The 12,734-nt window shown below is 63.6% G+C and carries 10 protein-coding genes; 9 read left to right on the top strand and 1 reads right to left on the bottom strand.

The features are described from left to right. Positions 1–203 precede the first annotated feature (203 nt). From OOJ09_RS02040 to OOJ09_RS02000, 9 genes are all read left to right on the top strand, one after another. Complete coding sequence (locus OOJ09_RS02040; protein WP_269903590.1) at positions 204–1,868, top strand: ABC transporter substrate-binding protein; 1,665 nt, start codon at positions 204–206, stop codon at positions 1,866–1,868. A 71-nt stretch (positions 1,869–1,939) separates the two neighbouring features. After that, on the top strand, positions 1,940–2,893 hold the full coding sequence (locus OOJ09_RS02035; protein WP_091576893.1) for an ABC transporter permease: 954 nt from the start codon (positions 1,940–1,942) through the stop codon (positions 2,891–2,893). Beyond that, positions 2,890–3,768 carry an ABC transporter permease gene (locus tag OOJ09_RS02030; RefSeq protein ID WP_269903589.1) on the top strand — a complete coding sequence of 293 codons (879 nt, stop codon included), beginning with the start codon at positions 2,890–2,892 and terminating at the stop codon, positions 3,766–3,768. The genes OOJ09_RS02035 and OOJ09_RS02030 overlap by 4 nt, the downstream gene beginning before the upstream one ends. After that, positions 3,761–5,791 carry an ABC transporter ATP-binding protein gene (locus tag OOJ09_RS02025; protein WP_269903588.1) on the top strand — a complete coding sequence of 677 codons (2,031 nt, stop codon included), beginning with the start codon at positions 3,761–3,763 and terminating at the stop codon, positions 5,789–5,791. Before OOJ09_RS02030 ends, OOJ09_RS02025 begins: the two co-directional genes overlap by 8 nt. 120 nt (positions 5,792–5,911) lie before the next feature. Next, positions 5,912–6,676, top strand: a complete 765-nt coding sequence (locus OOJ09_RS02020; RefSeq protein ID WP_269903587.1) for an SDR family oxidoreductase — start codon at positions 5,912–5,914, stop codon at positions 6,674–6,676. 246 nt (positions 6,677–6,922) lie between these two features. Continuing rightward, positions 6,923–7,078, top strand: coding sequence for a hypothetical protein (locus tag OOJ09_RS02015; RefSeq protein WP_269903586.1), 156 nt, complete (start codon positions 6,923–6,925; stop codon positions 7,076–7,078). A 26-nt stretch (positions 7,079–7,104) separates the two neighbouring features. Further along, positions 7,105–8,079, top strand: coding sequence for an ABC transporter substrate-binding protein (locus tag OOJ09_RS02010; RefSeq protein ID WP_269903585.1), 975 nt, complete (start codon positions 7,105–7,107; stop codon positions 8,077–8,079). Between the two features lie 76 nt (positions 8,080–8,155). Further along, a complete protein-coding gene (locus OOJ09_RS02005) occupies positions 8,156–9,235 on the top strand; it encodes a quaternary amine ABC transporter ATP-binding protein (RefSeq protein WP_269903584.1) in 1,080 nt (359 codons plus the stop codon). Further along, positions 9,232–11,214, top strand: a complete 1,983-nt coding sequence (locus tag OOJ09_RS02000; protein WP_269903583.1) for an ABC transporter permease — start codon at positions 9,232–9,234, stop codon at positions 11,212–11,214. The genes OOJ09_RS02005 and OOJ09_RS02000 overlap by 4 nt, the downstream gene beginning before the upstream one ends. A gap of 15 nt (positions 11,215–11,229) precedes the next feature. On the opposite strand, the gene OOJ09_RS01995 is transcribed toward OOJ09_RS02000, so the two are convergent. Further along, positions 11,230–12,588 (bottom strand): NAD(P)-binding domain-containing protein, encoded by a 1,359-nt coding sequence (locus OOJ09_RS01995; RefSeq protein ID WP_269903582.1) that lies wholly within the window; start codon positions 12,586–12,588, stop codon positions 11,230–11,232. Positions 12,589–12,734 lie beyond the last annotated feature (146 nt).

Raw genomic sequence — 12,734 nt, 5'->3', positions numbered from 1 at the left:
CCAACCACCGCGACTTCGGTCGGGAAGGCCGGCCACATACAGGTGGAGCAGTGCAGACACGAATCCGGCGCATCCACGCCAAGGACTGGATGGAACGGACAAAACCGCATGCTACAGTCCCGGTCGACAGGCCTCTGGCGGCGGGAAACGGAGCAATCCACGAAATTCGTCAACCATAAGAAACAGGGGAAAGGGTAAAACCCATGAGCAAGAACTATCGCATTCTCGATCTCATCCGGCGCAACCGTTCGCCGCTTGAAAATCACCTCATCGATGGCCTCGTCGACGGTCGTGTCAGCCGCCGCGACTTCATCCGTCACGGCAGCCTGCTCGGCCTGTCGCTGCCGCTGCTGGGCCGTATCGGCATGGCTGCCGGCCTCGGCGGCATGCCGTCGCTGGCGCGCGCCGCGGGCGCACCCGGCGCCACCATCCGCGTCGCCAGCAGCGTGCCGGCGGCAACGATCGACCCGGTCACCATCGCCGATGCCGGCGGCCTGCTGGTCATGCAACAGGTTGCCGAGTTCCTCTGCATCGACGGCCCCGACCTCGTGCTGCAGCCGGCGCTGGCCGAAAGCTGGAAGCCGAACGACAACGGCACGGTGTGGACCTTCAAGCTGCGCAAGGGCGTGAAATTCCACAGCGGCGGCGAGATGAAGGCCGACGATGTCGTGGCCAGCATCGACCGCCTCGCCGATCCGGCAAACTCGTCCAACGCGCTGTCGGTGTTCACCGGCATCCTGCAGAAGGGCGCCACCAAGAAGGTCGACGACTACACGGTGGAGTTCCATCTCGACGCCCCGAACGGCAACTTCCCCTACATGGTGTCGTCCGACAACTACAACGCCGTCATCATCCCGGCGAGCTACAAGGGCGACTACGAAAAGAGCTTCGACGGCACCGGGCCGTTCAAGATCGAGAAGTACACGGCAAAGGTCGGCGCGTCCTTCGTCCGCAACGAAGACTACTGGGGGCCGAAGGCACTGCCCGAGCGCACCGAGTTCACCTTCTTCGCCGACACGCAGCCAATGATCCTGGCATTGCAGGGCGGGCAGGTCGACATCATCAACCAGATGCCGGTTCTGGCCGGCGTTGCCCTGCTCAACGATCCGAGCGTCGACATCATCAGCCTGAAGTCGGTCGCCCACCAGCAACTGCATTTGCGCTGCGATTCCGATCCCTTCAAGGACCCGCGCGTGCGCCGCGCCATCGCGCTCAGCCTTGACCGCGACAAGCTGGTTGCCGGCCTGATGAAAGGCCGGGCTTCACCGGGCAATGACAGCCCGTTCGCACCTGCCTATCCCTCGACCGATGCGAGCGTACCGCAGCGCAAGCAGGATATCGCGCAGGCCAAGCAGCTGATGGAGGCGGCCGGCGCCGGCAAGGGCTTCAAGGTGACGCTGACCACCGAGCGCTACCTCGAAATCCCCGAATACGCCCAGCTCATCCAGAACTGGGTCAAGGAGATCGGCATCGAGCTCGAGCTCAACATCCTCGACCAGGGCGCCTACTACGGAGACGCGGTGTTCGGCAAATCGAATTGGCTGGATTCGGTGATGGGCATCACCGACTATGGTCACCGCGGTGTGCCGAACGTGTTCCTTGCCGCGCCGCTGAAAAGCGACGGCACCTGGAACGCGGCGCACTTCAAGAACAAGGACTACGACACGCTCGCGACCAGCTACATCGCGGCGCTCGACCTCGAGGCGCAGAAGGCGACGGCAGGCAAGATCCAGAACCTGCTGCTCGAGGAAACGCCCGTCATCTTCGGCTATTTCTACGACTATCTGACAGCGACGGCGAAAGGTGTCACCGGCGTGCAGCCAACCGCGATGTCGCAGCTGTTCCTCGACAAGGCATCGAAGGCCTGAGCCAGAAGGGAAAGCCAATCCTCTAACAGCCAGCTCCCTCATGGGGGCTGGCTTCACAAGGAGTATTCGCCATTCTCTCCTTCTTTGTCCGGCGTGTCTCTCTATCGCTCGTCACGCTGTTCCTGCTCAGCATCATGGTGTTCCTGGGCGGCCAGGTGCTGCCCGGCAATGTCGGTCGCGCCATATTGGGGCCGTTCGCCGACCAGCGCGCGGTCGACGCGCTCAATCATACGCTCGGTGTCGATCGACCGCTGCTCACCCAATATGCGACCTGGATCTGGAACTTCGTCCGGGGCGACATGGGCACGTCCTATATCTTCCGCTCGCCGGTGGCGCCCTTCGTCATCGATGCGCTGGGCAATTCGATGAAGCTGGCGGCGGTCGCCTTCGTGCTGGTGGTGCCGATCGGCATCCTCGGTGGCGTCGTTGCCGCGCTCAATCTCAACCGGCCGCTCGACCGCATCATCAGCCTCGGCGGCCTGTCGGTGACGGTGCTGCCGGAGTTCGTCACCGGCATCATCCTGATCCTGATTTTCGGCGTCTGGCTACGCTGGCTGCCGATATCAGCCGCATGGCCACGTGATGCCGGCTTCTTCACCCAGCTCTATTATCTGATCCTGCCTTCGCTGCCGCTGTTCCTGGTGCTGTTCGGCTACATCGCCCGCATGGCACGCTCCGGCATGATCGAGGCGCTCGATTCCGACTACACGCGGACCGCCGTGCTCAAGGGACTGCCGTGGCGCACGGTGATCTGGCGGCATGTGCTGCGCAATGCGCTGTTGCCGACCATCACCGTCATCGCGACGCAGACCGGCTATCTCATTGGTGGCCTCGTGGTCATCGAAACGCTGTTCCGTTACCAGGGCATCGGCTCGCTGATCTTCACCGCGGCGCGCGGCAAGGATTTCCCGATGCTGGAATCGGGAATTCTCACCATCGGCATCGTCTATGCCGTGGCGACGCTTGCCGCCGACTTTCTCTATTCCGTGCTCAATCCGCGCATCCGGCTGGGGTCAGATCAATGAGCGCCGTCCAAACCAGCTCCCCGACACCCGACGATACGCGCCAGCGCGGCCCGTTGGCGGAGGTGCTGTTTTCGCTGCTGCGCTCCGGCACGTTCCTCACCGGTCTCGTCATCGTGCTGTTCTGGGTTGGCTGCGCGATTTTCGGCGAACATTTCGCGCCCTATGACCCGCTTGCCGACGACATCATCAACGCGCTGGCGCCGCCTTCGGCCGAACACTGGTTCGGCACCGACCAGATCGGCCGCGACGTCTTCTCGCGCGTCATCGTCGGCTCGCGCGATATCCTGACCGTCGCGCCGCTGGCGACCTTGCTGGCGACAGTGGCCGGCACGGCGCTCGGCCTCATCACCGGCTATTTTCGCGGCATCGTCGACGATGTCGTCAGCCGCATCCTCGAGGCCTTCATGGCGATTCCCGTCGTTATCGTCGCGCTGCTCGCCATCGTCGCGCTCGGCACCTCCAAGACGACCGTCATCGTCGTGATCGGTCTGAGCTTCGCGCCGATCATTGCCCGCACCGTGCGCTCTGCCGTGCTCGCCGAGCGCGAACTCGACTATGTTGCCGCCGCACAGCTCAGGCATGAGAGTGCCCTGCATACGATGTTCGTCGAGATCCTGCCCAACGTCATCCCGCCGATCCTGGTCGAAACCACCGTGCGGCTCGGCTATGCCATTTTCGCGGTCGCCACGCTGTCCTTCATGGGCTTCGGCATCCAGCCGCCCTCGCCCGACTGGGGGCTGAGCATTTCCAGCAATTACGGCATGATCGGCGGCGGCTTCTGGTGGACGGTGCTGTTCGACGCGCTGGCCATCGCCTCGCTGGTGATCGGTGTCAATCTGGCGGCCGACGGCGTTCACGGAGCGCTCAATGACTAGACCCGCCAAGGCCGAAAACGCGCTCGAACTCACCGATCTGTCGGTTGCCTACCGTGTCGCCGGGCGCAACCGCGCGGTGCTGCGCAATCTCAGCCTCAACATCGGCCAAGGCGAGGCCTACGGGCTGGTCGGCGAATCCGGCTGCGGCAAATCCACCGTGGCGCTCACCGTGGTGCGCTATCTGCCGAGGAACGGCTTGATCACAGGCGGCGCGATCTCGCTCGACGGCCAGGACGTCATGAAGCTGGACGCCGAGGCGCTGAGGCGGGCGCGGGCCGAAAGCGTCTCCATGGTCTACCAGGATCCGGGCAAGGCGCTGAACCCGTCGATCCGCGTCGGGCGCCAACTGACCGAGATCTTCGAGCTCGGTGGCATTACGGGACAGGCGGCGCAGGACCGCGCGATCGCCATGCTGAACCGCGTGCGCATCTCCGACCCCACAAGCGTCATGCAACGCTACCCGCACCAGCTTTCCGGCGGCATGCAGCAGCGCGTGGCGATTGCGATGGCGCTCGCCAACGATCCGTCGATGCTGATCCTCGACGAGCCGACCACCGGCCTCGATGCGACGGTCGAGGCCGAGGTGCTCGACCTGATCGCGCAGCTCAGGCAGGAACTGTCGGCCTCGATCCTGTTCATCAGCCACAACCTCGCGGTCGTGTCGAACATGTGCGACCGCGTCGGCGTTCTCTATGCCGGCATGCTGGTGGAGGAAGGGCCGACGGAGGTCGTGTTCAACGATCCGCGCCACCCTTACACGGTGGCGCTGCTGCGTTGCCTGCCGCGCGGCGGACAGCGCAAGGACCAGGGCCGCCTCGACACCATCCCGGGCTTTCTGCCCGGCATCGGCGCCGCCATCACGGGCTGCGCTTTTGCCGACCGCTGCGCGCTCGCCGATGACCGCTGCCGCACCGAACTGCCGCCGCTCTACGATCTCGGCGGCAGGCTGTCGCGCTGTCACTATCACGAGAAGGCGCAGGCGCTGCCGCGCGCGACACCGAGCAATGTCGCGCCTGCACCAAAGGCAGCAGCGGCGCCCGTGCTGCGCGTCGCGGGGTTGAACAAGACCTATGCAAGCCATGGCCACGCACTGCGCGCCGTCAAGGACGTGTCACTCGATCTGAGGCCTGGCGAAACGCTCGGGCTGGTCGGCGAATCCGGCAGCGGCAAGACGACCTTCGCCAGGCTTCTGCTCGGCCTGGTGCCGCCGGACGAAGGCGGCACCATCGAGCTGGAAGGCAAGGCGCTGGCGCCGCGGCTGGCAAACCGCAGCGACGACCAGATCAAGGCGATGCAGATCGTCTTCCAGAATCCGGACTCGGCGCTGAACCGCTCGCACTCGATCCGGCACCTGATCAGCCGCGCGCTGAAGCGGCTGGCGGGCTTGAGCGGCAAGGCGCTGGAGGCTCGCCTCAACGACCTCGTCCGCTCGGTCCGGCTGACCGACCGGCATCTCGCCGTCAAGCCACGCCAGCTTTCGGGCGGATTGAAGCAACGCGTCGCCATCGCGCGCGCATTCGCCGGCGACCCGCGCATCGTCGTCTGCGATGAACCGACGTCGGCGCTCGACGTGTCGGTGCAGGCGGCGATCCTCAATCTGCTCGCCGACCTGCAGTCGAAGGAAGATGTGAGCTACATCTTCATCTCGCACGATCTTGCCGTGGTCCGTTACCTCTCGGACAAGATCGCCGTGCTCTATCTCGGCCGCATCATGGAGCTCGGGCCATCGGAAGACGTCTTTGCTGGTCCGCACCATCCCTATACGGAAGCGCTGCTGTCGGCCGTGCCCAAGCTCGATCAGACCGAGACGGCGCGCATTCGTCTCGACGGTGAAATCCCGAGCGCCACCAATCCGCCGTCCGGCTGCGTGTTCCACACACGCTGCCCGCGAAAGATCGGCGCGATCTGCGAGCAGCAGGAGCCGCCGCTCAGCGAGGCGCAGCCTGGCCATTCGATCCGCTGCCACATCCCCTATGGGGAGCTGGCGAGGCTGCAGAAGGCGGTCGTGACCGAACCGGCATAGCGAGGATCGCTATCGAAGGCTATTTCCGAGCATCAACGGCCTGTCTGTCCGCTTGCGCGGAGCGCGCTTGATCCAAGCACAGTTCAGCGCATACCCTGCCTGAGCCAGGGAGGGCTATCGATGGATCTTTTCAAGCTGGACCGCGATATCGCGCTGGTCACCGGCGCCGGCAGCGGCATCGGCCAGGCAATCGCGATCGGACTGGCAGAGGCCGGCGCTGACGTCGCTTGCTTCGGCCATGCGTCGAAGGGTGGGCTGGACGAAACCGCTCACCGGATCACAGCACTCGGCCGCAAGGCGCTGGTGCTGACCGGCACGGTGACGTCGCAGAGCGATCTCGCGGCGGCGATCGAGCGCGTCGAGACCGAGCTCGGCGCGCTGACCGTCGCCGTCAACAATGCCGGCATTGCCGGTTCGGAACCCGCCGAGACGCTGTCGCTGGAGAAATGGCAGAAGGTGCACGAGGTCAATGTCGCCGGCGTGTTCCTGTCCTGCCAGGCCGAAGCCCGCAAGATGCTGGCGCGACGCAAGGGCTCGATCATCAACATCGCCTCGATGTCGGGAACCATCGTCAATCGCGGGCTGACGCAGGCGCACTACAACTCCTCGAAAGCCGCCGTCATCCACATGTCGAAGAGCCTCGCCATGGAGTGGGCGGACCGCGGGCTGCGCGTCAATGTCGTCAGCCCTGGCTACACGCTGACGCCTATGAACAAGCGGCCGGAGGTGGCGGAAGAGGTGAAGATATTCAAGCGCGACACGCCAATGGGGCGCATGGCGGCGCCGGAGGAGATGGTTGGGCCGACGGTGTTCCTGGCCAGCCGCGCATCGAGCTTCGTCACCGGCCTCGACCTGATCGTCGATGGCGGCTACGTCTGCTGGTAGGACGGAACGCCCAGCCGGGCGAGACTTCGCCTGCAGTCTGAAATTGTGCATCCCGCGAGGCGTTAGTCGTTGCGCGAGATGAACGTTGGTATATATAATTTCATCCTATGAAACGGCTTGGCGAGACGGGGCTTACCAGGCCAACAGCCTAGATCATGGGACCTTGATGGCTTGCACCTTGCAGGGCGCCGCAAGACCGGCAATTGATCCGCAGGTGATCGCTCCCGCAGCGGTCCGCTGGCAGCCATGACGCTGACCCTCTCGGCACCATCCGTCATCACTGAAATTGAGCATTATCTCGCCTGCGCCGGCCCTGGCCGCGACAAGGCGACAACGGCCTTGCGCAACGACAGATATTTCCAACACAATCAGAAAAAGACGCAAGAAGGGAACGAACGATAACTGTCACAGCTTGAAGGAGAACAAGCATGTCATTTCGCAGTCAATTTTCGAAACTGTCGATGGGCGCTTTCGCGCTCGCGGGGGTAAGCCTGCTGACGCCATCGGCCCAAGCCGCCGCACCCGAATCCAACGACCCGATCAAGATCGCGCTGTTCGACTGGACCAGCGTCAACCTGAACGCCAAGATCCTCGGCGGCATCCTCGAAAAGCTCGGCTACACGGTGGAATATCCGACCGCCGACTACCTCTCCAGCCTGACCACGGGCCTCACCAATGGCGACCTCGATGTCGGGCTGGAATTTTGGGACACGACCGCCGGCGAAGCCATGAAGGCGTCCGACGCCACCGGCCAGACCGAACGGCTCGGCAAGCTCGGCCCGAAGGCCAAGGAAGAGTGGTGGTTTCCCGAATACATGAAGGAAAAGTGCCCGACCTTGCCGGACTGGCATGCGCTTCTCGACGCCACCTGCGCGGCGTCGTTCTCGACGGCGGAGACCGCGCCGAAGGGGCGCTATCTCGGCGGCCCGGTGACATGGGAAGGCTTCGACGACGAGCGCGTCGCTGCGCTCAAACTGCCGTTCACCGTCATCCATGCCGGCACCGACGCGGCGATGTTCGCCGAACTGGATTCCGCCTATCAGCGCAAGGCGCCGATCATGCTGTGGATCTATTCGCCGCACTGGGCGCCGGCCAAGTACAAGGGCGAATGGGTGCAATTCCCCGAATACACGCCCGAGTGCTACAACGACCCGAAATGGGGCACGAACCCGGACGCCAAATATGACTGCGGCAAGCCGCATGGCGAGATCTGGAAATACTCCTGGTCCGGCATGAAGGAAAAATGGCCGGTCGCCTACAAGGTGGCAAAAGCCTTCACAATCGACACCGACGAGCTCAACAAAATGAGCGGCGAAATCGATCTCGACGGCAAGACACCGGAAGATGTCGCCGCCGCATGGATCGCCGCTCACGAAGCCGACTGGAAAGCCTGGGCGCAGTAATCGACCCGACTGGAAAATGAGACCCGGCTGCCGATCAGCCGGGTCTCGATTGTTGATGCTCCAGAAGGACGATTGGATGACGGATAGGACTGAACAGGTACCATCGCAATCGGGCAAGGACGACCGCCCGGTAAAGCTCGCCTGCCGCAATGTCTGGAAGCTGTTCGGATCGAACGCGGCCAATTTCATCCGCGAGCGCGACGGCAAGGCCAGCATGGCTGAGATCGCCGCCGCCGGACTGGTCGGTGCGGTGCGTGCCGTCGATCTCGAAATCCGCCAGGGCGAGATCTTTATCATCATGGGCCTGTCCGGCTCCGGCAAGTCGACACTGGTGCGCTGCATGTCCAGGCTGGTCGAGCCGACCCATGGCAAGGTCGAGTTCGAAGGCAAGGACCTGCTCAAGATTTCCGACGCGGCCCTCATCGAATTGCGGCGCCATCGCATGGGCATGGTGTTCCAGAATTTTGCCCTGCTGCCGCATCTCAACGTGCTGGAGAACATCGCCTTCCCGCTGAGCATCCAGGGGCAGGACAGGCCGACACGCGAGGCGCGGGCGCGCGAGGTCATCGAGCTCGTCGGCCTGCGCGGCCGCGAGCAGTTCTATCCGCGCGAGCTTTCCGGCGGCCAGCAACAACGTGTCGGCATCGCCCGCAGCCTCGCCACCAAGCCGGAAATATGGTTCCTCGACGAACCGTTCTCGGCGCTCGATCCGCTGATCCGCCGCGAGATGCAGGACGAACTGATGCGGTTGCAGACGATGCTGCACAAGACCATCGTCTTCATCACCCATGATTTCGACGAGGCGATCCGGCTGGCCGACCGCATCGCCATCATGAAGGATGGCGAGGTCATCCAGATCGGCACGCCCGAGGAGTTGGTGGTCAATCCGGCGACCGACTATGTCGCCGAATTCACCCGCGACGTCGACCGCGCCAAGGTGATCTCGGCGCGCGGCCTGATGCGCGCCTGCGACGGCAGCGAGCATGGCGGCACGGTGGCGTCTGACGCCAAGATATCAAGTTTTTCGGCCAGCATCGTTGCCGCCGGCAAGCCGTTCGCGGTGGTCAACGGCACCGGCAAGCCGATCGGCGAGGTGACGCCGCAAGCGGTGATCGATCTGCTGGCCGGCATCGACCGTTCGGGAACCAGCGCATGACGGTGACGGCAAGCGCCAGCGAGGCAAGGACGCGTCCGGTTCAGGTCTGGCTTCTGGTCTGGGCCTCGGCGCTTGCCATCGTACTAGTCACGTTCCTGCTGCAGGACAGTCTCCCCTGGGCCGTCAATTATCCCAGCAGCGCCGTCGTGCCGGTCGCCGACTGGGTCAGCGCGCTGATGGGCTGGATCAAGTCGAACCTGTCCTGGCTGACGCGCTCGATCACCGCGGTGCTCGGCGTGCCACTCGACTTCGCGCTCAATCTCCTGGCCAAGAATTTCAAGTTCGGCCATGGCGCCGATACCGTCATCCTGCCACGCCTGTCCTGGGTCGGCGTCTGCGCGGCCGCATACCTGGCCGGGCATGCCGTTGGCGGCCGGAAGCTCGGCATACTGGTCGGCGGCTGCTTCCTCTACATCGCCCTGTTCGGCCAGTGGACCAGCGCCATGCTGACGCTGGCGCTGATTTCCATCGCCGTGCCGTTCTGCATCGTCACCGGGCTGTTCGCCGGTATCTGGGCCTGGCGCAAGCCATGGGCGGAAAGGCTCATCGTCTCCCCAGCGCTTGACCTGATGCAGACGATCCCGACCTTCGCCTACCTCATCCCGATGCTGCTGCTGTTCGGTAACAGTCCGGTCTCGGCGATGATCGCGACCGCCATCTTCGCCACGCCGCCGATGGTGCGGGCGACGATGTTGGGCCTGTCGCGCGTCCCTTCCGAAATCGACGACTTCAGCGAGATGGCCGGCTGCACGGCGCGGCAGAAACTGTGGCGGGTGCTTTTGCCCTCGGCGCGGCCGACGCTGATGGTCGGCGTCAACCAGGTGATCATGCTGGCGCTAAACATGGTGATCATCGCCTCGATGATCGGCGCCGGCGGCCTTGGCTACGATGTGCTTCTGGCGCTGCGGGCGCTGAAGGTCGGCGAGGCGATGGAAGCCGGGCTCGCCATTGTGGCGCTGGCCATCGCGCTCGACCGGCTGAGCCAGGCCATCGCACACAACAACGCCAAGGGCCATGTCCATCAAGAAACCAACCCGGTGTTCTGGCGGCGTTACCCCAATCTGGCTCTGGCTATCGCGATCCTTGTCGTGACGACACTGCTCGGCTTGTTCTTGCCAGCCTTCGCGGCGGTGCCGAAGGCGATCACCTTCACCACCGCGCCGCTGTGGAAAGCGGCGGTGAACTGGGTGACGATCAATTTCTTCGACATGATCGAGGCCTTCCGCGTGGCGCTGATTCTCAATGTGCTCAATCCGGTGCGTGCCTTCTGCGAAGGGTTCCCATGGCTGGGCGCGGTGTTCCTGCTCGGCCTTGCCGGTTATCAGCTCAGCGGCCTGCGCCTTGCCGCCCTGGTCGCCGTCCTGACCGCCTTCTGCGCGGTGACCGGTCTGTGGGAAAAGACCATGGCGACGGTCTATCTCTGCGGCATCTCGGCCTTCATCGCGTGCCTGATCGGCATTCCGATCGGGCTGATGGCCTCGCGCAGCGACCGCTTCGAGAAGATCGTCACCCCTGTTATCGACACGCTGCAGGTGCTGCCGTCGTTCTGCTTCATCATTCCGGTGGTGATGCTGTTCCGCGTCGGCGACGTCACCGCGATGATCGCCACCGTCGCCTTCGCCGTGGTGCCGGCCATCCGCTATACCAATCACGGCATCAGGCAGGTGCCGCCGGCGCTGATCGAGGCGGCCAAGGTTTCGGGCTGCACGCCGCGTCAAACCTTCTTCCGGGTGCAATTGCCGCTGGCGCTGCCGGAGATCATGCTGGGCGTCAACCAGACGATCCTGATGGCGCTGGCGATGATCATCATCTGCGCCATGGTTGGCACGCGCGATCTCGGCCAGGAGGTGTTCATCGCGCTGTCCAAGGCCGATTCCGGCCGTGGCATCGTCGCGGGCCTCGCCATCGCCTTCATCGGCATCGTCGCCGACCGGCTGTTCAACGCCTGGACGGCGAAAGCACGGGCAAGATTGGGGTAGTCCGAGGCGCGACGGCTATTCCGCCGCCACCCCTTTGACCTCGAGATAGCTCTCCATCGAATCGTCCAGCGCCTGCAGCCACGGCGTATGGTGCAGCGGCGCCATGGTGCCGGTCATCAGCGAGCGGTAAGCATTGTCGCGGAAGCCCATGATGTTTTCCGCCTTGTGGTGCTCCCACTCCATGAAGGTCCGGTTGACCGCTTCGACATCGAAACCAGGGTAGTCGGTCTGGTCCATCAGTTCCTTGGTGTAGTCGCCCTGGAACCAGATCATCTGTTCGGCGTCCTCCAGCGTTTCCTCGCGCGCGCGCCACTTGGCGCCGTGCTCGGCCATCGCCTTGGCGGAGGGCAGCTTGATGCGGCCCATGATGACATCGCGCGCGAACCAGGCCTGCGCGTCGAACATGTTGAAGGTGTAGAACTGGTCCTGCATGCCGATATAGAACAGCTTCGGATTCTTCTCCCAGACGACGCCCTCATAGAGGTCCAGCGGCCACATGCGGTTGGCGGTCTTGAGTTTCAGATCGTCGGTGAGGAAGGGGAAGGAATGCAGGTAGCCGGTGCACAGGATGATGGCGTCGACATCCTTGGTGGTACCGTCCTTGAAGTGGGCCGTCTTGCCGACGACCTTCTGCAGCAGCGGCACTTCCTTCCAATTCTCCGGCCATTTGAAGCCCATCGGCTTCGAGCGGTAGCTGGAGGTGATCGACTTGGCGCCGTATTTGTAGCATTGCGAACCGATGTCCTCGGCCGAATAGGAGCGGCCGATGATCAATATGTCCTTGCCCTTGAACTCCATCGCATCGCGAAAATCATGGCTGTGCAGGATGCGGCCGTTGAAGGTGGAAAACCCTTCGAAATAGGGAACGTTGGGCACCGAGAAATGCCCGGAAGCGACGACGACATTGTCGAACTCTTCCGAATAGGTGACGTCGTTGGTGCGGTCATGCGCGGTGACGGTGAATTTCTTCGTCTCGCCCGAAAACGTCACCATGCGCACCGGGCTGTTGAAGCGAACCCATTTGCGCACGCCGGACTTTTCGACGCGGCCCTTGATGTAATCCCAAAGCACGGCGCGCGGCGGATAGGAACCGATCGGCCTGCCGAAATGCTCCTCGAAAGTGTAGTCGGCGAATTCCAGGCATTCCTTCGGCCCGTTCGACCACAGGTAGCGGTACATCGAGCCGTGCACCGGGTCGCCATGCTCGTCGAGGCCGGTGCGCCAGGTGTAGTTCCACAGCCCGCCCCAGTCGGACTGCTTTTCGAAGCAGACGATCTCGGGAATCTCGGCACCCTTGTCCGCCGCCGACTTGAAGGCTCGAAGCTGGGCCAGGCCGGACGGTCCGGCTCCGATGACGGCAACGCGACTTTTCATTGCAGGCCTCCCGGTCTGATTTCCCTAACGAAACAAATTTCACTCACAGGACAGTAATTGGCCCTTGCGTGCTGTCAACAGCCTCCGTGCTGAAACAGCGTTCCGCCAAGGCGGATTTCCCGCGGAAATCGAACGCGGCCAAACGC

Origin of the sequence: Mesorhizobium qingshengii (assembly GCF_027563465.1) — a bacterium.
GTDB lineage: Bacteria > Pseudomonadota > Alphaproteobacteria > Rhizobiales > Rhizobiaceae > Mesorhizobium > Mesorhizobium qingshengii_A.
This window is presented reverse-complemented; position numbering and strand designations above follow the sequence as displayed.